At 42.6% G+C, this 21,518-nt stretch carries 21 protein-coding genes; 10 read left to right on the forward strand and 11 right to left on the reverse strand.

Translation table 11 applies throughout. The features are described from left to right. Positions 1-122: 122 nt before the first annotated feature. Both B1A85_RS01380 and B1A85_RS01385 read left to right on the forward strand, forming a co-directional pair. Positions 123-617, forward strand: a complete 495-nt coding sequence (locus tag B1A85_RS01380; RefSeq protein ID WP_104545145.1) for a DUF4168 domain-containing protein — start codon at positions 123-125, stop codon at positions 615-617. 809 nt (positions 618-1,426) lie between these two features. After that, positions 1,427-3,517: a PhoX family phosphatase gene (locus B1A85_RS01385; RefSeq protein WP_104545146.1), complete on the forward strand. Its 2,091-nt coding sequence runs from the start codon at positions 1,427-1,429 to the stop codon at positions 3,515-3,517. 151 nt (positions 3,518-3,668) lie between these two features. Here the strand turns inward: B1A85_RS01385 and B1A85_RS01390 are convergent, their stop codons facing one another. Beyond that, positions 3,669-5,504, reverse strand: coding sequence for an ABC transporter ATP-binding protein (locus tag B1A85_RS01390; protein ID WP_104545147.1), 1,836 nt, complete (start codon positions 5,502-5,504; stop codon positions 3,669-3,671). On the opposite strand from B1A85_RS01390, the gene B1A85_RS25480 reads away from it, so the two are divergent. Together B1A85_RS25480 and B1A85_RS01395 are read left to right on the forward strand one after the other, a co-directional pair. Further along, positions 5,503-5,631 carry a hypothetical protein gene (locus B1A85_RS25480; RefSeq protein ID WP_256387425.1) on the forward strand — a complete coding sequence of 43 codons (129 nt, stop codon included), beginning with the start codon at positions 5,503-5,505 and terminating at the stop codon, positions 5,629-5,631. The two genes, B1A85_RS01390 and B1A85_RS25480, sit on opposite strands and share 2 nt — an antisense overlap. Before the next feature lie 83 nt (positions 5,632-5,714). After that, complete coding sequence (locus B1A85_RS01395; RefSeq protein WP_104545148.1) at positions 5,715-6,170, forward strand: hypothetical protein; 456 nt, start codon at positions 5,715-5,717, stop codon at positions 6,168-6,170. 96 nt (positions 6,171-6,266) lie between these two features. Here B1A85_RS01395 and B1A85_RS01400 read toward each other — a convergent pair whose 3' ends face one another. Both B1A85_RS01400 and hisG read right to left on the reverse strand, forming a co-directional pair. Continuing rightward, positions 6,267-6,965 carry a class I SAM-dependent methyltransferase gene (locus B1A85_RS01400; RefSeq protein ID WP_210404120.1) on the reverse strand — a complete coding sequence of 233 codons (699 nt, stop codon included), beginning with the start codon at positions 6,963-6,965 and terminating at the stop codon, positions 6,267-6,269. A 91-nt stretch (positions 6,966-7,056) separates the two neighbouring features. Next, on the reverse strand, positions 7,057-7,701 hold the full coding sequence (hisG, locus tag B1A85_RS01405) for an ATP phosphoribosyltransferase (protein ID WP_104545150.1): 645 nt from the start codon (positions 7,699-7,701) through the stop codon (positions 7,057-7,059). Positions 7,702-7,816: 115 nt separating this feature from the next. On the opposite strand from hisG, the gene rppA reads away from it, so the two are divergent. Next, the gene (gene rppA, locus B1A85_RS01410) at positions 7,817-8,503 is read left to right on the forward strand and encodes a two-component system response regulator RppA (RefSeq protein WP_104545151.1); all 687 of its coding nucleotides are present in this window, start codon (positions 7,817-7,819) and stop codon (positions 8,501-8,503) included. Between the two features lie 129 nt (positions 8,504-8,632). On the opposite strand, the gene B1A85_RS01415 is transcribed toward rppA, so the two are convergent. The 8 genes from B1A85_RS01415 to B1A85_RS01450 all read right to left on the reverse strand — a co-directional run bounded on the left by B1A85_RS01415 (position 8,633) and on the right by B1A85_RS01450 (position 15,658). Further along, the gene (locus B1A85_RS01415; RefSeq protein WP_104545152.1) at positions 8,633-9,631 is read right to left on the reverse strand and encodes a 1-acyl-sn-glycerol-3-phosphate acyltransferase; all 999 of its coding nucleotides are present in this window, start codon (positions 9,629-9,631) and stop codon (positions 8,633-8,635) included. A 112-nt stretch (positions 9,632-9,743) separates the two neighbouring features. Then, positions 9,744-11,084 carry an FAD-dependent oxidoreductase gene (locus tag B1A85_RS01420; protein ID WP_104545153.1) on the reverse strand — a complete coding sequence of 447 codons (1,341 nt, stop codon included), beginning with the start codon at positions 11,082-11,084 and terminating at the stop codon, positions 9,744-9,746. Between the two features lie 14 nt (positions 11,085-11,098). After that, on the reverse strand, positions 11,099-11,512 hold the full coding sequence (gene arsC, locus B1A85_RS01425) for an arsenate reductase, glutathione/glutaredoxin type (protein ID WP_210404121.1): 414 nt from the start codon (positions 11,510-11,512) through the stop codon (positions 11,099-11,101). 102 nt (positions 11,513-11,614) lie between these two features. Next, a complete protein-coding gene (arsH, locus tag B1A85_RS01430; RefSeq protein WP_104545154.1) occupies positions 11,615-12,292 on the reverse strand; it encodes an arsenical resistance protein ArsH in 678 nt (225 codons plus the stop codon). 73 nt (positions 12,293-12,365) lie between these two features. Then, entirely contained in the window at positions 12,366-13,520 is a 1,155-nt protein-coding gene (gene arsB, locus B1A85_RS01435) for an ACR3 family arsenite efflux transporter (protein WP_104545155.1), read from the reverse strand. A gap of 145 nt (positions 13,521-13,665) precedes the next feature. Next, positions 13,666-14,718 (reverse strand): PstS family phosphate ABC transporter substrate-binding protein, encoded by a 1,053-nt coding sequence (locus B1A85_RS01440; protein WP_104545156.1) that lies wholly within the window; start codon positions 14,716-14,718, stop codon positions 13,666-13,668. A 116-nt stretch (positions 14,719-14,834) separates the two neighbouring features. Further along, positions 14,835-15,158, reverse strand: a complete 324-nt coding sequence (locus B1A85_RS01445) for a helix-turn-helix transcriptional regulator (protein WP_104545157.1) — start codon at positions 15,156-15,158, stop codon at positions 14,835-14,837. Between the two features lie 59 nt (positions 15,159-15,217). Continuing rightward, entirely contained in the window at positions 15,218-15,658 is a 441-nt protein-coding gene (locus B1A85_RS01450) for a GNAT family N-acetyltransferase (RefSeq protein WP_146087123.1), read from the reverse strand. A 123-nt stretch (positions 15,659-15,781) separates the two neighbouring features. On the opposite strand from B1A85_RS01450, the gene B1A85_RS01455 reads away from it, so the two are divergent. The 5 genes from B1A85_RS01455 (at position 15,782) to B1A85_RS01475 (ending at position 21,512) form a co-directional block, all read left to right on the forward strand. Next, positions 15,782-16,429, forward strand: coding sequence for a TVP38/TMEM64 family protein (locus tag B1A85_RS01455; RefSeq protein WP_210404122.1), 648 nt, complete (start codon positions 15,782-15,784; stop codon positions 16,427-16,429). 88 nt (positions 16,430-16,517) lie between these two features. Further along, complete coding sequence (locus B1A85_RS01460; RefSeq protein ID WP_104545160.1) at positions 16,518-17,480, forward strand: AraC family transcriptional regulator; 963 nt, start codon at positions 16,518-16,520, stop codon at positions 17,478-17,480. A gap of 144 nt (positions 17,481-17,624) precedes the next feature. Beyond that, complete coding sequence (locus B1A85_RS01465; RefSeq protein ID WP_104545161.1) at positions 17,625-20,081, forward strand: TonB-dependent siderophore receptor; 2,457 nt, start codon at positions 17,625-17,627, stop codon at positions 20,079-20,081. Continuing rightward, entirely contained in the window at positions 20,056-21,045 is a 990-nt protein-coding gene (locus tag B1A85_RS01470) for an iron-siderophore ABC transporter substrate-binding protein (protein ID WP_210404123.1), read from the forward strand. The genes B1A85_RS01465 and B1A85_RS01470 overlap by 26 nt, the downstream gene beginning before the upstream one ends. A gap of 50 nt (positions 21,046-21,095) precedes the next feature. Then, on the forward strand, positions 21,096-21,512 hold the full coding sequence (locus B1A85_RS01475; protein ID WP_210404124.1) for a DUF1636 domain-containing protein: 417 nt from the start codon (positions 21,096-21,098) through the stop codon (positions 21,510-21,512). Positions 21,513-21,518: the final 6 nt, after the last annotated feature.

Here is a 21,518-nt window from a genome sequence, read left to right on the forward strand (position 1 = left end):
GTTTGCAGATTGTTGCGGTCGTATAAGTAAAAACTTGAGAAAAATTTGATTTGTGGAACTTCTGAGGAAGAAATTACTTCAAAACAATTGTTACCCTAACTACTGTTCTCGTTGCTCGTTGTATGATATCTTATCGGCATACTGTTTCTGGTCATCGCTTACGCCGAATGCTATCGCGATCGCTCGTTATCGCTACCTTAAGTGGTATAGGTGTCATATCTGGATTGATACCTAATTTAGCTGAGTCGCGGCAAGTAGAATTTTCTTCTGTAGCTTATGCACAAGCTGTCAGCAATGCAGAGGTGACCAATTATGCACGTTCAGTGCTTGTTATGGAACCTGTGCGTCAAACCGCCTTTAACGAAATAAAAAGAATTATTTCTTCAGACAATATTCCACCGATTGTTTGCAACCAACCGCGAAGCTTTAGTTCGCTACCTACAGAGGCGCGTAATATTGCCGTTGAATTTTGCAAGCGATCGCGGCAAATCGTCGAAAGCAATGGATTAACGATTAATCGCTTCAATGCAATTACAGTCAACTTGCAAAGCGACGCGCAACTCGAACGGCGTGTCAAAAATGAGTTATTGCGGCTGCAAAATGCTTCTGCTAATTAGTTGCCTCAAAAAGCTAGCACTCTCATACTGTTTAACTTTGAAGTTACTACAAATAGACCGCTTCAAAAGCAGAGAGCTTCAGGAGAAATTAATTGTAGTTCTCATTTAGTGAAATGCTATCAGTTTTCAATAGCGTTTCCAAATAGACGATAGACAATAAAAATTTTGTTCAATTAAATCCAAATCTCTATGCTTCTATCAAAAGAATGTTTAGCATAGTAAAATTGTTGAGTATGAGCCGACAACAACTTTACTTTATAGTTGCTAAAACTGGCAGCAAGGGTACAGAGCAGAAGTTGTTTATGATTCTTAATTAATTGAAATGGTAAAAAATCTTCAAATTAATTTAAAATCATTGATTTTGCTTATGTTTACACATTAAGTTTACAAAGGTCGAGCAACATCTGCATGCACGTTCACTTATACACTATTTCTTGATTTAACAATTATTTTTTTTGTTGATGTAGGGGATAACCAAGTGCTGACAGCACAAGAATCCTCCGTTGTTTTTGGCATGCTGAAATTAAGCAATATTCACATAAAACTAGCTAATATTAACTATATCTTAATCTTGTAAGAGTATTGTAGTTAGCTGTAATAACGTGAGTTTTTAATACCTTCGGACTTACGTAAAAAATCTCTAAAAATCCTGTTTTTAGTATCCTTCACGTTTCACCTGACGCGAAGGCTGCTTCAACTTGGTTGATTTTGTCATCATTTGCGTAAGTTCCGCTGGCTATAACCTCACACACACTCGCATTGCTCGGCAATAGAGTAAGCAAGAAGCAAGGACAAGAGGAGAACTTAACGTGAGTAGTAAACGCAGCATGTGGCGGAAGTATTCTCGCATTACCAGAGAAGGAGTGTATAAAGATACACATCACGCTCAGCAGTTTGATAGCGATGGCGAACCGATCTGTAATCGCTCCAACAATCCCTATTTTTCATCGATCCTGAACTCTCGCTTACAACGTCGTCAAGTTTTAAGAGGTACGCTAGCAGCAGCAGTCACCTCGCTCTTTGCAGGACCAATTCTAGATGGATTAAAAGCTCGTCCGGCAAGTGGCAGTACCACTAATAAGTTGGGGTTCAAAGCAGTTCCTGTTAGCGAAGCCGATACCATTGTCGTTCCAGAAGGCTACACTGCTCGCGTTCTCATACCTTGGGGAGAACCTATCAGCGGCAGTTTTCCCAGTTATAGCTTGAAAAATACGGGAGCAGAGCAGGGAATGCAAGTCGGTCAGCACCACGACGGCATGCACTTCTTTCCAATTGAAGGGAAATCACCTTATGAAGGTAGCTCGGTTGATGGACTCTTAGTTGTAAATCACGAGTATATCGAGCCGCGCTATACTCATGCAGCAGCGATTGGGCAAGCATTGGGTCCTGATGATTTTCCGAAGAAAGAGGACGGTACTCGTGAAACAGATCAAGTTCTCAAGGAAATGAATGGACATGGAGTCACTATTACGCGCATCTCTCGCCAGTCCGATGGTAGTTGGAAAGTAGTACGCGATCCGCGCAATCGTCGAATTACAGCTTTGACTCCAATGGAAATTCGAGGACCTGTACGCGGGTCGGATTTAGTTAAAACGAAGTACAGTCCAGATGGAACAAGAACTCGCGGCACAATCAACAACTGCGCCCATGGCGTCACTCCTTGGAATACGTATCTTACTTGTGAAGAAAACTGGGCGAGATATTTCCTCAACAACGATGAAGACGTACCTCGCGACCACGAGCGTTACGGAGTTTCTACCGATGGCACTTCACGCTACGGTTGGGAATTGGCAGATAGCAAAGCAGATGAGTACATTCGTTTTGCTGCTTCTGCAAGCGGTGCTAGTGCCACTGAGGACTATCGCAATGAACCAAATACCTTTGGTTGGGTAGTAGAAATCGATCCTTTTAATCCAAAAAGTACGCCGGTGAAGCACACTTACCTCGGACGCTTTGCGCATGAAGGAGTTGTGTTTCAGCCACCTGTAGAAGGTCAGCCGATTGTCTGCTATTCCGGCGACGATGCTCGATTTGAGTATATTTACAAATACGTTTCCGCCCAGCCTTATTGTCGAGCAACTGCAAACGGAACTTTGTTGGACGATGGAACGCTCTACGTAGCTCGCTTCAACGAAGATGGTACAGGTAACTGGTTAGCACTAAAGTTTGGCGAAAACGGACTCACTCCTGAAAACGGCTTCCAAGATCAGGCAGATATTTTGGTGAATACGCGCACAGCTGCTGATTTTGTCGGTGCAACCAAGATGGATCGTCCTGAGTGGGGAGCAATCGATCCTCGCAATCGGAATGTTTACTTTACACTGACCAACAACTCTAATCGCAAACCAGACCAAGTAGATGCTGCTAATCCCCGCCCTGAGAACGATTGGGGACACATTATTCGCTGGAGTGAAGCAGGTAATAACCCAACTGCCACCTCGTTCAAGTGGGATATATTTGTGCTGGCTGGACCAGAAGATGATAGCCGCAAGCTATCTGGTCGTCCCCTCAATGCAGACAATATCTTCGTGAACCCAGATGGACTGTGGTTTGATGCCGACGCTCGCCTGTGGATTCAGACTGATATTGGTGAAAGCTCTCAAAATCAGGGCGAGTTTGCTCAGTTTGGTAACAATCAAATGTTAGCAGCTGATCCAGATACTGGTGAAATTCGCCGCTTCTTGACAGGACCCATCGGGCAAGAAATTACAGGTGTGGTGACAACGCCTGACCAGCGCACGATGTTTATCAACGTCCAGCACCCAGGAGCAACCACTTCTGAAGAGGAATTTGCAGCAGGTAAAATCAACTCGCGCTGGCCTAACCAAGATCCAAAAATCTATCCTCGCTCCGCGACGGTAGTGATTACTAAAGATGACGGTGGCATTATTGGAACTTAGCGATCGCTCAATTTTCAATTGAGGAGTAATCGCAACTGACAAATAAACTCTAGTGATTTTGGGGGGTCAATGACCCCTCAAACATTCTTGACATACTACTGCAATCTTGCACCTCTGTTGCCTTAACAATCAGCTTAACCAAACATCAAACTTACTCGGTTCCAAGCATTTGTAAATTGTGTAAACTCGCATATAAACCACCTTGCTGTAGTAGTTCTTCATGTGTACCTGATTCAATAAGCTGACCGCGTTTGAGAACAAAAATGCGGTCTACGTTACGGATAGTTGACAAGCGGTGCGCAATAATAATTGCTGTGCGATCTACTAGTAATTGCTCCAAGGCATCTTGAATTAAAGCTTCGGTGCCAACATCTAAATTAGCTGTCGCTTCATCGAGTACAAGAATATGCGGATCGCGAATGGCAGCGCGAGCAAATGCCAGAAGTTGTTTTTGACCGCTAGAAAGGTTTGTACCGCGTTCTCGAAGTTGGGTATCGTACCCTTGGGGTAACTGTTCGATAAATTGAGCGATATTTGTTTTCTCTGCGGCTGCTGTAATTTCTTCAAAAGAGTACGAATCGCCTAACGTAATATTACCTTTAACATCTCCTGCGAATAAAAAACCCTCTTGCAGAATCACTGCCATGCGCCGTCTTAATTCAGCTTGTGGTAGTTCGCGAATATCGATACCATCTACCAAAATCCGCCCGCGACTTGGTTCGTACAAGCGACACAGTAGTCGAATAATAGAACTTTTGCCTGCACCCGTAGGACCTACTAAAGCAACTTTTTCACCAGGACGAATGACGAAGTTTAAATCTTTGATAACGTAATCATCATCTTTATAAGCAAACCAGACGCCTTCAAAGCGAATTTCTCCTACTCTCCCTATTTCCCTCTGCCTTCTATCTCCTGCTCTCTGCCTTCTATCTTCAGGATCGCGAATTTCAATTGGTTCATCTAAAATGTCACTGACGCGTTCTACTGCGGTGAAGCCTGCTTGAATTGCAGTGAATTTTTCAGCAAATTGCCGTAAAGGGTCAAATAAACGTTGCGCGAACAGAATAAACGCAGATAATGTACCAAAAGTCAACTGTTCGCGCAGGACAAAAAAGCCACCAACTAAAAGAACACCCGCGATCGCAACTAAAGCAACCCACTCTAATGTTGCAGATACCGCTGAGTCGTGAAAGATTGTTTTATCAACTTCACGAATATACTGTTTATTGGTTGTCCGAAATAGTTGCGCGTTGAATTTCTCGCGTCGAAATAACTGCACCACATTGATACCAGTAATATTCTCTTGCAATGTGGAATTTAATACTGAAAGTTCTTCTCTAGCTTTGTAGTTAGCTTTGCGGTACTGTTGCTGAAAGTAAATAATCAACGCTGTTACGGGCAATAACATCAACGTCAGCATCAAAGCAAGTTGCCACTGTAAAGCGAACATCGTAATTAAAATTACCAGCATTGAAAAGACATCGCTGATAATTCCAATCGCGCCAGTTGTAAAGACATCACCTAAAGCTTCGACATCGCTTGTCAGGCGAGTAATTAACTTACCAACAGGCGTACGGTCAAAAAAACGCACGGCTAGTGATGTAACATGCTCAAATAAGTCATTTCGAATATCTGCCGTAATTTGTTGTCCGACCTTTTGGACAAGATAGCCTTGAAGTCCTGTAAATATTAATCGCAAGACGACTGTTAGTAGTAATAAGCCTTCTAGTATCCTCAGTCCTTCAGATAAAGGACGATTTTGGAGAAACTCGTAAACATTCGGTTCTTGACGAATCAGCGAAATAGCTTGTCCAATAATCAATGGTTGCACCGCGCCAGCGATCGCTACGGGAACAAGTAGCAACATAGAGAGTATTAACAATCGCCCGTGACGCTTTCCATAAGGCACTAATCGTAAGAATAATCGCCAGTCTGTTTCGCGGCGACGATTTGTCACTGGCTGCGAAAGTGGCGCTGAACTAGTCATGCTCAAACCCAATAAAGTAATCTGTGAAGCACAAGGCACGTTTATCGAGTTTAGCGCTAGCGTAACTTCAGTCACCATGCTTGAGATGGAAAATCGCTTATCAAACAGTATGCGATCGCGCAGCTAAGTAGAGATATTTGACAAGTAACTGGGCATATTAAGTGTAGATTCTTCAACTCGTGTATATTTACTCGGTTATTACCCAGAAAAATGTTGAAAAAACTCGTTATTTGCATATTAGTTACCAGCGCTATTTTATTTAGTTTTGCCGCCAAAGCTTCTCCAGTATGGTATAAAGACGATCCTTGGAAACTTTCTTCAGCGATTGTTCATTACCCAACGACAGCAGCAAATTACTATAAACACATTGTTTATCAAGGTACAGAAACTTCTTTAGATGAATATCTTTTTTATTGGGGTATAAAAGCTAAAGTTTACAAGCAAGATATTGCTAAAACGGAAGTAGAGATGAAAGGTGAATCTATGATGCTTGATAATTTTAAACAAAAGCCTTGGGCTATCTGTCATTTAATTTACTTTAATAACGGTGAAGATTTACCAGAAGTCACTTGTGTTGCTACCAATACTAATGGCGAACCATTGGATAGAAATATGCTTAATAGCACCTATCGTCAAAGTGTCTATCAAAAAACTACAGGATTATAAATTAACTTATTAGCTGAGATGCGATCGCATTTTTTGTAGCGCTACGCGCCAGTAAACTTGCAGGGTTGCAGACTAACAACTTGTGCTTAAGATAATCTAGTTTTTAGCTGCTACCCAACCACCGCCCCACAGTCCCGTGTAAAACTTGACAAGATCGCCAAACCCCGCTTGCTGTAATAATTCAATTGTGCGTGATTCCGCAATAGGATAAACGCCTTTATCAATCGTTTTCATACCCTCATTAATTTGTTCTGGTTGCATTCCCATTTCTTCCCAAAAGAGTTTGATAATTGCAGTTGTTTTCTCAAACTCGCGCGAACCTTTTTCACCACAGATATCAACTAATATCAATGGGGCGGATGATTTGAGTCGTTGGGCAATACTTTGAAGTAACGCAAGTTTGCTGCCATCGTCAGGTAGAAAATGCATGACTAAAATACACGTTGCGCCGTCATAAAGCGGCGTTTCTGGTAACTCGTGAGTGTATCCTTGAAACAGTTTAATGCGATTTGATAAGTCGTTTTGAGTGATTTTTTGTTGGGCGATCGCCAACATATTAGTTGATGGATCGACACCCAGCAATTGCCACTGTGGGTTATTACTAAACTTCACCAACTCCATTCCTGTACCCGCACCGACAATCAATAAATTCGCAGTTTCAGGTAAATGAAATTTTAAAAACGACAACGCCATTGTATGCATTGCTTCATAACCAGGAATTGCCCTACGCGCGCGATCGTCATATTCGGTAGTAGCAACTGGCGGGTTAGTGTCAAAATCAATCGTTTTCTCCATAATAGAGTCAAACTTTCGAGCGATGAAGGTATTTTAACTGGGTTCAAGATTTATGTATAAAGCCAACCAGTCGAACATTATTTATCTGAAATTAAACCGTAGCTAAAGTGTTACAGCGGATGTTTTCTATGACTTCACTCAAATTATCTGTATTTAACCGATAACTTAATGGATGCGCAATTAATCTCGCAGTGCTTTCATAAAGTACTTCAATCTCGATTAAGCCGTTTTCGCGTAAAGTTCGCCCAGTCGAAACTAAATCAACGATCGCTTCGGACATTCCGGTGATTGGTCCTAATTCTACCGAACCGTATAAAGGTACAATTTCTACAGGTAAATCGATACTATCAAAGTATTCGCGCGCGCAATGCACAAATTTAGAGGCGACTCGACTATTCGTTGGTAATTCTACCGCTGAACGATATGGACTCGATGCTTTCACGGCAACTGACATCCGACAGCGACCATATCCCAAATCAATCAAATGGGCAACTTGGGGTTTTTTCTCGCGGAGTACGTCGTAACCTACAATGCCCAATTGGGCTTGACCGTATTCTACATACACCGGAACATCATGCGTTCTCACAAGCAATGCTTGCGCTTTTCCCATCGGATCTTGAATTTGCAATTGCCGATTACCAGAATCTAAAAAAGCACTAAAATCTAATCCTACAGCTTGCAATAAGCTAATGCTATCTTTCAAAAGTGCGCCTTTCGGCAATGCAACAGTAAGCATAAAAGTTAAATAGAGTTGCTAAGACTAACACAAATTCTATACCCTCACTCCTCATCCCTCATTATGCTATTTACTCATCACTAGCCACTAATCACTCTTCCTCTCACCCCTCATTATGCGAATTCTTTTAGTTGACGACGAAGTTGAACTTACCGATCCTTTAAGTCGCGTTCTTAGCCGCGAAGGTTACAGCGTTGATGCTGCTTATGATGGTGCAACGGGTAGTGAACTAGCTTCCCACCAAAGCTACGACTTATTGATTTTAGACTGGATGCTACCGTTTAAAACTGGCTTAGAAATCTGTCAGGAAGTACGCCGTAAGGGACAAACAACGCCTGTACTGTTTCTCACAGCGAAAGATACCGTAGACGATCGCGTTCAAGGTTTAGACGCGGGTGCGGATGATTATCTCGTTAAACCGTTTGAATTACGCGAGTTACTCGCACGAGTTCGCGCTTTACTACGGCGGTCAAGTACTGAGGTGACGACATCGACATCTCAAAAACTGCAAGTTGCCGATCTAGAACTTGATTGTGAAAATCAGCTAGCGTATCGTCAAGAACGCATGATTGAATTATCAGAAAAAGAAAGTCAATTACTCGAATATTTTATGCGTAATGCGGGACAACTGTTAACGCATACCCAAATTCAACAATATTTATGGGGTGATGGCGAACCACCGAGTAGTAACGTGTTAGCTGCTTTAATTCGTTTGTTACGTCGTAAAATAGAAGCCCCAGGAGAAACGCCACTGATTCATACTGTTTATGGTAAGGGTTATCGTTTTGGGGAAAGTAATTAAGTATCAATGTTGGTAAATGGGTCATTGGTAATTGGTAAGAATGTTGAGTACCACTTCCATTACCTATTACTGCGTTCCCCTATCTCAACAAGCATAATGTTTTAAAGTAATCTATTACTATACCATTTTTCAAGCTTGATAGTTGCGGAGTTGATGAATGAGAATTTGCATTTTTTCGCGTAAAGATTGCGCTTCTTGATAAATACGCGATCGCATTTTCGCATTACCATTTACTTTCAACTCAGTTTTATACACAGGTTGAATGAAGTAATATAAACGCGATCGCATTGCCCAAACTCCCATTGAAGGAAAAAGAGCAAACACGGGAATTAATGGGGAAAGCGGTAAAAAAGGAAGATAAAGTTTCTTGGCTAAAGCTTTGAAGTGAATTGCCCAAGGATGTAAATATTCGTTACCGATACAAATTACGGGAAGGATGGGAACATTGTAGCGATCGCTCAGTTGAATAAAACTCGAATCGAACGTTTCTAATTGATATCTTTTTTTCCATCCTTTCATTGGACCGCGTAAGCCCTCAGGAGCATATAATAAAATTGTTTCTTGCGCTAATGCCGCCTCAAAATCATCGCGTTCTGCCCTCACGCCACCTAAAACTTGCGACCATCCAGGCGGTAGCCACCATACCATCCAAGGATGATCGAATAATGCTACACCCGCAAGGGGTTGTACAGTCCAATCGCGGTTTTCTGCTAAAAGATAACCAAGGACGAGAAAATCCCACGGAAAGCACATTCCCGCATGATTCATGGCGACTAGCAATGGTGCTGTTTGCGGTAAATTTTCGACTTGTTTTAGCTCAGCACGAAAGTAATATTTAACGATAGGATTCAGAATTTCTTCGCGGAATGCTTGTTGATATTTGGGATTAAATGTATAACCTTGATTTTTAGGGAAACGACATCCCAAACGTAACCAGCGAATCAACAACGCCAAATAAAAGCCGCAAGGGATGAGAAATAAAATGTACTCTAGCCAATTCCAACCATCAGGATCGACGTGATAATGTTGCCAGTGGCGATTGAAGAGAATTAACCACCCTGGAGGATACCACAGGCAGAACCAGTCAAACCATGTGAATTGATAGGTATCAAGTGTCGATTCCTTCATTATCTCTGGTAATAGGTAACGGGTAATGGGAAATTATTACTTAATATTCTTCCCGATAACCAATGACCATTCACCAGCCTGTAACTTACGCTTAATTTGACCTATTTAATGATTATTGTGCCTTAACCCAAGCTTGCGCGCTCATTTGTACGGGGTCCCAAGGGCTACTAAACGGAGGCGTGTAGCTGAGATCGAGTTGATTTAATTCATCCACCTTCATACCGTGAAATAAAGCAGTCGCAAAAATATCAATTCGTTTGGCGACTTCTCCTTGATAATGACCAACAATTTGCGCGCCTAGTAAACGCCCAGTATGGCGATCGCCGGTCACGCGAATTCGGAGTTTGTGCGCGTGAGGATAATAAACTTTACGATCCCATGTTTCTAGCTCGACGGTAACTGCGTCTATTCCTGCATTTTGGGCTTCAGAATCGCGTAAACCAGTCCGCGCGATCGCCAAATCAAAAACCTTCACTACTTGCGTACCTAGCGTTCCCGCAAATTCTTGATTTCCACCTACTGCATTTTCACCAGCAATTCGCCCTTGTTTGTGTGCGGTGGTTCCTAGCGGTAGATAGGTGGATTCAGTTAAAATTCGATGCCAAGTTTCAACACAGTCGCCTGCTGCATAGATATCTGGAACGCTTGTTTCCATTTTTCGCGTGACTTGAATTGCATCTTTGATACCGCAAGCCACGCCAGCCGTTTTGGCAAGTTCAGTGTTAGGTTTGACGCCGACAGCCACTAACACCATATCAACAGTTGTATGATAGTTTTCGCCTTTGACTAATAACTGCGTTCCTTTCGCTTCAATTGTCTCAATTGCCACACCATTGACAACTGTAATGTTATGACGCTGTAGTTCTTCCTGAATAATTTGACCTAAACTAGGGTCAACAGTTTTCATCACTGTTTCTGAATGTTCAATCACCGTAACAGCGATACCTCGGTGCGTCAAAGCATCAGCCATTTCTAAACCAATGTATCCACCGCCAATAATCGCGACGGATTGTGGTTGTTCGGTGGTTAAATATTGATGAATGGCAAAGCTATCTGCCATCGAGTGCAACAAAAAAACGCCAGGAAGATCGAGTCCAGCAATTTGCGGTCGAGTTGATACCGCACCTGTAGCAATAATTAGGCGATCGTAGTTTAAATTGCGCGATCGCATTTCGCGATCGACAACGGTGACAATTTTTTGCTGCGGATCGATCGTCTGAGCTGTACAATCGAGTAGCAGCTGAATGCCTTCGCGTGTAATTTCCTCGGTTGTGCGATGCGCTAAGTTTCGCCAATCTGGAACTTCACCACTCAGGAAAAACGGTAATCCACAAATGCTGTAGTTCGGAAAACTATCCGCGACAACAACTGTTAAATTAACTGTAGAATCCAACTCCCGCGCCCGCAACGCCGCACTAATACCTGCGTCGCTACCACCGATAATAAGTATCATGGATTTAAGGATAGTTACTGTGCAGTAGTTTTGCTGCTGAGAGATGCAATCAGTTTTTCGACTCTTTCTTTGACTTGTTCGCGCACTTCGCGAAACTTCTCGACTGATTCGCCTTCTGGATCGTCGAGTTGCCAATCTTGAAAGACTTCCCGCAGTACCCATGCTTCGGGTAAGTTAACACCACAGCCGCATAAGGAAATAACGGCATCGTAATCTTCAGGATTAAAATCGCTTAAAGGTTTGGATGTTTGATTGCTAATATCGATGCCAACTTCTGACATGACTTCTACAGTTGTCGGATCGACAGCACTTGCTTCTAAGCCGGAACTTGTGACGGCAATTTTACCTTCTCCGAGGGTACGGGCAAATCCTTCTGCCATTTGCGAACGGCGCGAGTTTTTCTTGCATACAAACATGACTTTTTTCATATCGTCATCCTAGTTGAGTTGTTAGATTTTCTTTGAACGAACCGCAAAGGTCACAAAGGATAGAATCCGAGTTTGGTTCAAAGTCCCTCATCTCTAAGGAATTTAGGGGCTAGATCGCTGGTTATTCGTCTTGACTTCTAATGCGCTATTGGCAATTTGAATAACTTCTTTTGCCGCTTTTTCTTTGCGTTCGCTGTATCTGTCGGTGAGATAATCAACTTTGTCGCGCAGTAGTAAGGTGAATTTATAGAGTTCTTCCATGACATCAACAACGCGATCGCGATATGGTGAATCTTTCATTGTTCCGTCGTCGTTGAACTCTTGATACGCTTTTGCAACTGAGGATTGATTGGGAATCGTAAACATCCGCATCCATCGCCCTAAGATTCGCAGTGTGTTGACGGCATTAAATGACTGCGAACCGCCGCTGACTTGCATCACAGCCAAAGTTCTACCTTGTGTTGGTCTAACTGCGCCTAAACTTAGAGGAATCCAGTCAATTTGGTTTTTCATGATGCCGGTAATATTACCGTGCATTTCAGGACTTGACCAAACTTGTCCTTCTGACCATAAACTTAATTCTCGCAGTTCTTGGACTTTAGGATGTGTCTCGGGAACGCTGGCGTAAATTGGTAACTCGCGCGGATCGAAAAATCGCACTTCTGCACCAAATTCCTCGATAATTCTCGCAGCTTCTTCTGCTAACAAACGACTGTAAGAGCGATCGCGTAAAGAACCGTACAAAAATAAAATGCGTGGTTTGTGGTTAAATGTCGGCATAGTCGCTCATTGGTAATCGGTACTCGGTAATTGGTAATTGTTATTCTCTAAGTACCTCTAGAAAATTACGTAATTACTTATAAGCACTAACACAACGCGGATCTCTTAAAGTTGCTTTTTCAGGTTCTCTGGGGAACCAGGCGGCGGTTCGCTTACAAAATTCCACTAACATCAACATTACGGGTACTTCAATAAGTACACCGACTACTGTGGCAAGGGCTGCACCTGAATTTAAACCAAAAAGGGTGACCGCTGTGGCGATCGCCACTTCAAAATGATTACTCGCACCAATTAACGCCGCTGGTGCAGCATCTTCGTATGACAAATTCATTTTCAACGCTGCAACGTATGTAATCAAGAAAATGAAATTTGTTTGAATAAACAGCGGTACAGCAATCAGTAAGATGTGCAGTGGATTGTTAACAATAAGGTCGCCTTTGAAGGAAAATAGCAATACCAAAGTAACGAGTAATGCAGTAATTGCAACAGGATTTAAATATTTGAGAAACTTACGCTCAAACCATTCTCTACCTTTATTTTTGAAAATCCAGTGGCGGCTGTACATTCCAGCAACTAAAGGTAAACCAACATAAATTAGTACCGATAAGACAATAGTTTGCCAAGGTACAGTTAAATCATTTGCAGCAAGCAACCATCGCCCTAGCGGTGCGTATAAAAACAGCATTGCTAGAGAGTTTACCGCTACCATGACCAAGGTATGTCCTTGATTGCTATAAGACAAGTATCCCCACATCAATACCATTGCTGTACAAGGAGCAATACCTAATAGAATCGTACCAGCGATGTAAGAATTTGCTAGGCTAACTTCAGCACCGCGAATCAGTTCTGTACCTGTGAGAAAGTTACGAAATAACCACCCTAAGAAAAACTGAGCAAATGCTACCATCGTGAACGGTTTAATTAACCAATTCACTACTAAAGTCAGAATGACGGGTTTTGGGGCACGAATTGCATTTTTTGCTTGGGTAAAGTCAATTTTTACCATGATCGGATACATCATAAAAAAGAGACATATCGCGATCGGAATTGATACTTGATAGATACTCATCGCATCTAATGCAACTGCAACCCCAGGAAATAATCTACCGAGTAAAATTCCTGCAAAGATACACAAGAATACCCAAACAGTAAGGTATTTTTCAAAAAAACTGAGATTACTACCAGCTTTAACAGCAGTTCGATTTACTTGAGGATTCTTTGTACTCATCAGGTTTATATTGAAAGAAAATGACTAATAATTGCTTGAACTAAGTAAATAGGTAAAAAGATAAACTTTAAAAGCTAACAACATAGATATTTAAAGCAATGTTTATGACCAATTACCCATTACCAATTACCTATTCCTGAAATAACTAAAATTTCGCTTGTCTACGCAATAATTCGCTAATTGTGATATTCAGTTCTGCTTCCCCTTCAAATACTGTTCCAACTTTTCCGGTATAGAAATGTCTTTCGTTTAAATCGTATGCTTCTTCAGGTAAGGGAACATAACCTACTGAACTTACTAGTGTTGGTGCTTGTTTGTTATAGAAATTCACAAAATCTTTGACTGCGGGTTTCTTCTGTGCATATTGTGCATTAACGTAAATAAATAAAGGACGTGACAGCGGTTGATATTCGTTGTTTTCTACGGTTTGACGCGAGGGTAGCACTGGTCCTTTGCCGTTATCTACTGCTAAGGCTTTTAATTTATCTTGATTTTCTTCTAAATACGAAAAACCGAAGTAACCTAGTGCGTTAGGATCTTTGCTGATTCCTTCAACTAATACATTATCGTCTTCACTTGCTATATAGTCGTTACGACTAGCTCTTGTTTCACCAACCACCGCCTCAGTGAAGTAATCAAACGTACCCGACTTTCTATCTGCACCATATAGCTTTAACGGGCGATCGGGCCATGAAGATCGTACTTGGTTCCAGCGAGTAATTTTACCTTCTGCCGCTGGTTCCCACGTTCTTTTTAACTCAGCAACAGTAATCTCTTGCGCCCAATCGTTTTGTGGATGAACGGCGATTGTTAATGCATCAAAGGCAACCGGAAGTTCAATGTATCTCACATTATTCTTATTACAAGCTTCCATCTCTGCGGTTAAGATGGGACGCGAAGCGCCAGTCACATCAATTTCTCCCGCGCAGAACTTTTCAAATCCACCGCTTGTTCCAGAAAAATTAACTGAGATCTGGGCTTGATTACCTTGAGTCGATTGAAATTCTTTGGCTACAGCTTGTGTAATTGGATAAACCGTACTCGATCCATCAACTCTAACTACTGTATCTGCGGTGTTTGTTGCTGCGGCTAACTGTGGCGATTGTTGCGTTTGTGTTGAGGTGTTTGGTGTTGTGCAACCTACTGTTAAAGCTAGCGCCCCAAGCGCGATCGCCAATTCTTTATGTGTGACGTTCATTGACCTCACCTAAATGGCAAGTAGTGATAATATATCTCTATCATTTCAAAAAAAATTGATTTGTCAAGTAGAAAGTTTCTACTTTGTGGAAACAACCAAACTTAAGATTTACAAAGCTAGCTTGGACACGAACGACTGGGCACGATCGCACTAAAACGCCGGAATTCGGCTAAGTACTGCTCTAAAGCGACAAATTGTGGTAAATTCAAGCTGTAGTAAATCCAACGTCCCTCTTGACGCGATCGCACTAAACCAGCTTCTTTGAGAGTCTTGAGGTGGAAAGAGAGTTTTGACTGCGTAACGCCTAAAGCATCGCATAACTCGCAAACACACAGTTCGCGATCGCGCAATAATTCAATAACATTCACGCGCAGCGAATCGGATAAAGCATGAAAGCCTAAAACAACAGAATCAAAATTTGTTCGAGATGTAACTTGCATCAACTTAAATTGAAATGTAACGAAACGATGTTTAAATGGTAGGCGATCGCCAAAATATTTTAGAGATGCTTACTGAAGGTGAGGGAAGTTTTGATATAGCTATAGCCCATCTTTCTATAGAAAATGCGTGCCTGCTCGCGGATAATATTTGAGCGGAGATACACACTTTCGCATCCTTGCTGACTTGCCCACTGTTCTATTTGTAACAATAATTGCTGACCGATACCACTACCACGATATTTTTCATCAACAACTAAACCACCAATTTCGGCGTGTAGGTTTGTTTGTAAAAGTAAACATAGGTGGGCGTGAATCCAGCCAATGACACCAATATTAGGAATTTCTGCTACATAGACAACATGATTTGCTGAGTGCATTTGTGCTAAACGGTGTTGTACAGCACTCGTAGTTGTGGGATAACCTAACTGGTGAGATAAGTTTGCGATCGCATCTGCATCTTGGGCGATCGCGTGTCTGATCGCGCAATTACTATTACTCAAATTGTTAAGTTGCAATCAATACCTCACGAATCAAATTCGTGCCTACACACAAAGTCTGTCTACGCAGACTTATCTTAGTTTAGTTTATGAAGGTGGGATATAGCAGCAAGTTTAGAAGCGCAAATGACAAAACGCAAATTTATTCAAATCGTACAACTGAGTTCGATCGTCTTACTCATTGCTGTAGGAATTTGGTTTGTCAATCGTATCGGGATTGAACAAGTAAGAGCAAATGTCGATCAACTTGGTGTTTGGGCACCGTTAGCAGTGATATCCTTGCGGATGGTCAGCATTGTGATTCCAGCACTACCAAGCACAGCTTACTCGATTTTATCAGGAGTGCTGTTTGGTTTTGTTCAAGGAATTGTCGTGATTGCGATCGCTGATTTGATTGCGTGTAACCTCAACTTTTACATCGCCAAACGCTATGGACGTAGTTTAGTGCAAAAGCTGGTTGGACAAAGATTTATGGGTAGAGTTGATTCTCTTAGCCAAAAGTATCTCGAACGCAATATTTTTCTGGTAACAGGCTTTTTGATGACAGGGTTATTTGACTTTGTTGCTTACGCTGTCGGACTCACGCAAATGAAATGGCGTAGTTTTATTTTGGCGCTGATTCTTGGTATCGCTATTTCTACACCGCCCATTGTTGCACTTGGTGCAGGGGTTTTTGAAGGCGGTAGAATTTTACTTGTGGGTGCAATGTTAGGAATCTTTGCGCTGGCAATGTTGACAGGATGGTTAAGTCGCAAGAAAGTGGCTAGTGATTAGGTATAGTGGCTAGCTATGCTTAATTTACCTCGTTAAGTATGCGATAATTCTAGGAATTATTTGCAATAGTTGATAGCGCCTCCATGCCATGATGATTTCAAAAGAAGCTTATTGGGAATTGTTTGAAGAAACGGCAGTGGAGCAAGCGCACGTTGATGATATCACTTATCAGTTTCCACCTCAGCTAGGACAGGGTTATTATCGTCACATCAATCTGCGCGATGGATTGGAATTAGATATCACTAAATATCAACTGCATGATGACATTATTGTTGACATGCCAGAGCGATCGCACCCTATTGAGTATACATTCCTGCTTTCGGGAGTGGAACAATATGACACACAAGTCATGCGTGGTGGGCATTATAGCCTGTATAGTAGTGGCGTAGCACCTAAAGAAAAGCCAAAATCCTGCGCTACTCAACCGATTTTTGCGATTAATGTTCATATTGAGCCGGAATTGTTTACCGCATTTTGGCACGGCGAATCAGAATTTTCCTTCTCAGTAACGCAACCATTGTTGAAAGGTGACGAAGAATACGAAACTTATTCTGGACGCACAACAATTGCGATGCAAACCGCAATTCAGCAAATTCTTCAGTGTCCTTATCTATCTTTGACCAAACGGATGTATCTCGAAAGCAAAGTTTGGGAACTGATGGCGTTGCTGATGCACGATCTAGAACATCCGCGCAATCTATCTCATACTCCACTCAAACCTGATGATATTGAGCGAATTCACTACGCTAAAGAAATCTTACTGCAACAACTAGACAATCCACTGTCATTAATCGAGTTAGCGCGACAAGTTGGTTTAAATGACTGTACGCTCAAACGTGGCTTTCGCTACTGTTTTGGTAAGACTGTATTCGGCTATCTGCATGACTATCGCCTCGAACAAGCGCGTCAACTACTCGAACAACGTCGTATGAACGTTTCTGAAATTGCGCGTAGCGTTGGTTTTGCTAATCGTAGTTATTTTGCATCTGCCTTTAGAAAGAAATTTGGAGTAAATCCGAGAGATTACCTTACTCAAAAAAATTCCGCCTAGCGTTCAAAAAATTCCCGCTAGTAGTCAAAGCGATCGCCCATAACCTCATAAATTCCCTTACACTTTTTTTTGAAAAAGTTTAGCAACAGAAGCTGTACTAGCGTATTGAGCCTAGTTCTCAATCTTTAACTGGTGTGTGGTGTGATGCGGCATTATTGGCAATTAGCGTTATTGACAGCGCTCTCATTACTGTTTTCTCCTCCTGCTTGGGCACAAACCGTTACAAATGAAGCAACTGCTGTTGCACAGCAAAAGCAAATTGCGCAAACACTCGCTCAAATTACTGGAGTGAGAATAGATACAACAAACGGCATTGCAGTGGTTCTGGAGACAACAGCAACATTATCTCCAACGACGTCAACCCTCAATAATACCTTGATTGCAGATATTCCTAACGCCGTGTTGGCATTACCTGAAGAATTTCAAGCCGTCAATCCAACTGAGGGTATTACGTTAGTGCGCGTGACAAATTTACCAAACAATCAGGTGCGTGTCGCCATTACCGGAATTGATGCACCACCAACAGTTGAATTACAAGTCGCAGCAGAAGGATTAGTCTTAGCAGTAACACCTCCAACCGATGAAGAAATTGAAATTGTCGTGACGGGTGAATTAGATTTAGAAGGTTATTTTGTCCCTAATGCGACAACTGCAACTCGTACAAATACAGAACTGCGCGATATTCCGCAATCAATTCAAGTATTACCACAACGTGTTTTAGAAGATCGGCAAGTTAACCGTCTGAGTGAGGCTTTGCGCAACGTCAGCGGCGTCAGCGTCGGTGATAGTTTTGGTGACAGTCTAGACCGCATTAATATTCGCGGCTTTCAGTCTGATGTATTATTTGAAGATGGGTTTCGCCGCGGATCGTTTAGTTCTAGAGGAACCTCCGATCCTGAACTGATTGAACGCGTTGAAGTTCTCAAGGGACCCGCCTCGGTATTGTATGGTAATTTGGAACCAGGCGGTGTTGTCAATGTTGTCACCAGGCAACCGCAAGCCGATCCGGCTTATACGATAGGCACTGTCGTTGGTAGTTTCGGGTTAGTGCGTCCGAGTATTGACCTTACAGGACCGCTAGATCCCGATCGCCGGCTATTGTATCGTTTCACCGCACTGTATGAAGCTGAAGATGGCTTTCGCGATTATGGTCAAGATGTGAATCGCTTTGTGCTAGCGCCATCACTAACATGGAATTTGAGCGATCGCACCGCTTTAGCCTTCAATTTTACCTACGCAGATGCAGAACGCCCGTTCGACCGCGGTCTTCCGGCGATTGGGAATCGAGTTGCAGACGTACCGCGCGATCGCTTATTTCAAGATCCGAGTGCGATCGTCCAAACCGAAGAATTGAGCGCCAGCTATCGCTTAACCCATAACTTTAACGACAATTGGCAACTCAGAAACGAGTTTCGCTATCTCTCAGTTGATACTTTCGATTTTCGCATTGATAGCTGGATTATTGAAGATGATGGCACGCTCGATCGCCGCTGGCGCTCTAACGATGATTATTACGAATTCTACTCACTGCAAACCAATGTCGTGGGCGAATTTGCCACAGGTAATGTTCAACATACACTTTTAGCCGGAATCGATTTTAACCGCAGTACCGCCCAAGGTGGTCAGCGCCGTTTACCAGGCGATCCGAGTTTCTTTATCAATATCTTTACTCAAGAAGGCGATTTGATTTCGCGTCCGAACTTAGGCGATTTAACGTTAATTGTGCGGGATAGTACGCGTCGAGAAAACAATATTGGCGTGTATCTACAAGATCAAATTACTTTGAGTGAAAATCTCAAAGTTTTAGCAGGGGGAAGATTCGACGTTTACGATTTGCAATCGGTAGATAGCCTATCGAATACAGAAACTGAAGATACTGTGCAACGTTTTACTCCGCGCGTTGGTGTAGTTTATCAACCTAGTCGCGAAGTGTCGCTGTATAGTAGCTATAGTCAGGCTTTTACACCTAACATTTTTGGTCAGACTGTCGATGGCTCTTTTCTCGACCCAGAAATTAGCGAACAGTTCGAGGTTGGCGTGCGCGGCGAGTTTGCCAATGGGCGATTGGTGGCGAATCTAGCGGCGTATAACTTAACAAAGCGAAATGTCGAAGGTCCCGATCCACTCAATCCAGATTTTGCCATTGCAGTCGGTAAAATCAGAAGTCGCGGAATTGAACTTGATGTGGCTGGTGAGATTTTGCCAGGATGGAATGCGATCGCGTCCTATGCTTATACGGATGCTGAAATCACAGAAGATAACTATTACCCTGCGGGAAATCGTCCTAATAATGTCCCCAGAAATAGCACCAGCGTATGGACGACATATGAATTTCAAAATGGCAATTTACAAGGGCTAGGCTTTGGGTTGGGACTATTCTTTGTTGGCGATCGCGCGGGTGACTTTGATAACACTTATGAACTTCCTAGCTATGTTCGCACTGATGCGGCAATATTTTACCGTCAAGATAACTGGCGGGCTGCACTGAACTTCCAGAATTTATTCGACGTCAACTACATCCGTAATAGTGAAGGATTTCGCGAAGCAAATGCACCAGGTGCGCCTTTTACAGTCATTGGTTCATTATCTGTTACATTTTAAGTCACGCTGCATCGCACCGCTTGTCGCGATCGCTTTGCTTGCGGCTTGCACAAACCACGAGCGCGTTGCAGTTGAGACTGATTGTTATATCGTGCAACATATTGCAGGAGAAACTTGCGTACCGCGTCAGCCCAAGCGAGTTGTAGCACTCGATAGTGTCACACTCGAATACTTGTTATCCTTGGGAATTCGACCAATTGGCGCTGTTTCAGATAATTTTGCATTCTCCTGGCGACAGGACGTAGCAGGAATTATCAATATTGGTAGTACTGGTGAACCTAGCCTAGAAAAGATTCTGTCACTTCAACCAGATCTCATTGTCGGGCTAGATTTCTATCAAACAATTTATCCTCAATCTTCACAAATTGCGCCTACTCTACTTTACGAGTTTGAACATAGCGGCAAGTGGAAAGCAGTTTTTCTCGATTTTGCCCAAAAGCTGCAAAAAGTCGATACAGCAAAACAAGTGATGAACGATTATCACTCGCGCTTAGAGCAATTTCAACAACAAATGGGAGAACGTCTTAAAAGTACAGAAGTCTCTGTTGTTCGCATCTATCCAGACCGCATTCATCTTTACCTCAAAGATTCTTTCGCTGGCATTATCTTACAAGATGCTGGATTATCGCGTCCTCCAGCGCAGGCGATCGCCGCCGATGAAGCCCAAAAAGGATTTGGCAATCCAATCCAAACATCAATTAGCCGTGAATTATTCCATCAAGCTGATGGTGATGTCATGTTCGTTTGGACGGGTGAAAATACTGTGGAAGCTAATCAACAAGCCCAACAAAAACTAGCACAATTAAAGTCCGATCCACTTTGGCAAAACTTAGAAGTAGTACAACAAAACCAAATTTATCAAGTACCAAATTACTGGATTGGGAGTGGTCCAATTGCTGCCAATTTAGTAATTGATGACTTATTTAAGTATCTGGTTAACGAGTCAGAACAAACTAACGCGTAGTGATTTACCTGGCTAGATTTTAACCCTGACCTCTGATTCCTACTAGATCTATGACGCGCGTTCTTTTTGTCTGCGAAGCTTGCGGTTTTTCTGCCGATCGGGAACTTTATGAAGGACAACCAGGCGGAACGCACTTACTCCATCAACTTATGCCACTGTATGAAAATTGGGCAAGAAAATCAGAACTTGAAATTCAAACGGTGGGTTGCTTGTGTGCGTGCGAACGTCCGCGTGCGATCGCGCTTGGTGCAACGAATAAAATTACTTACCTATTTGGCGATTTACCACCCTTAGAAAGTGCTGAAGCACTGCTGCAATTGTGTGAATTGTATCTCGATAGCGAAGATGGCTATATTCTACCTGCCAAACTGCCTGTCTCAGAAACCGCCGCTATGCCCGAATTCCGCCTGTTCCAGCAATTCATTAGGAGAAATTATAGCTCTAGTAACAGAGTTAGGACATTATAGAAGCTC

Source organism: Chroococcidiopsis sp. TS-821 (genome assembly GCF_002939305.1).
GTDB lineage: Bacteria > Cyanobacteriota > Cyanobacteriia > Cyanobacteriales > Chroococcidiopsidaceae > Chroogloeocystis.

Excerpts from the sequence above, each read along its gene's own strand:
- B1A85_RS01380 (WP_104545145.1), top strand. The coding sequence starts at position 123 with ATGATATCTTATCGGCATACTGTTTCTGGTCATCGCTTACGCCGAATG.
- B1A85_RS25480 (WP_256387425.1), top strand. The coding sequence starts at position 5,503 with ATGCTCAAACCCAATAAAGTAATCTGTGAAGCACAAGGCACGTTTATC.
- B1A85_RS01390 (WP_104545147.1), bottom strand. The coding sequence starts at position 5,504 with ATGACTAGTTCAGCGCCACTTTCGCAGCCAGTGACAAATCGTCGCCGC.
- B1A85_RS01395 (WP_104545148.1), top strand. The coding sequence starts at position 5,715 with ATGTTGAAAAAACTCGTTATTTGCATATTAGTTACCAGCGCTATTTTA.
- B1A85_RS01400 (WP_210404120.1), bottom strand. The coding sequence starts at position 6,965 with ATGGAGAAAACGATTGATTTTGACACTAACCCGCCAGTTGCTACTACC.
- hisG (WP_104545150.1), bottom strand. The coding sequence starts at position 7,701 with ATGCTTACTGTTGCATTGCCGAAAGGCGCACTTTTGAAAGATAGCATT.
- rppA (WP_104545151.1), top strand. The coding sequence starts at position 7,817 with ATGCGAATTCTTTTAGTTGACGACGAAGTTGAACTTACCGATCCTTTA.
- B1A85_RS01415 (WP_104545152.1), bottom strand. The coding sequence starts at position 9,631 with ATGAAGGAATCGACACTTGATACCTATCAATTCACATGGTTTGACTGG.
- B1A85_RS01420 (WP_104545153.1), bottom strand. The coding sequence starts at position 11,084 with ATGATACTTATTATCGGTGGTAGCGACGCAGGTATTAGTGCGGCGTTG.
- arsC (WP_210404121.1), bottom strand. The coding sequence starts at position 11,512 with ATGAAAAAAGTCATGTTTGTATGCAAGAAAAACTCGCGCCGTTCGCAA.
- arsH (WP_104545154.1), bottom strand. The coding sequence starts at position 12,292 with ATGCCGACATTTAACCACAAACCACGCATTTTATTTTTGTACGGTTCT.
- arsB (WP_104545155.1), bottom strand. The coding sequence starts at position 13,520 with ATGAGTACAAAGAATCCTCAAGTAAATCGAACTGCTGTTAAAGCTGGT.
- B1A85_RS01440 (WP_104545156.1), bottom strand. The coding sequence starts at position 14,718 with ATGAACGTCACACATAAAGAATTGGCGATCGCGCTTGGGGCGCTAGCT.
- B1A85_RS01445 (WP_104545157.1), bottom strand. The coding sequence starts at position 15,158 with ATGCAAGTTACATCTCGAACAAATTTTGATTCTGTTGTTTTAGGCTTT.
- B1A85_RS01455 (WP_210404122.1), top strand. The coding sequence starts at position 15,782 with ATGACAAAACGCAAATTTATTCAAATCGTACAACTGAGTTCGATCGTC.
- B1A85_RS01460 (WP_104545160.1), top strand. The coding sequence starts at position 16,518 with ATGATGATTTCAAAAGAAGCTTATTGGGAATTGTTTGAAGAAACGGCA.
- B1A85_RS01465 (WP_104545161.1), top strand. The coding sequence starts at position 17,625 with ATGCGGCATTATTGGCAATTAGCGTTATTGACAGCGCTCTCATTACTG.
- B1A85_RS01475 (WP_210404124.1), top strand. The coding sequence starts at position 21,096 with ATGACGCGCGTTCTTTTTGTCTGCGAAGCTTGCGGTTTTTCTGCCGAT.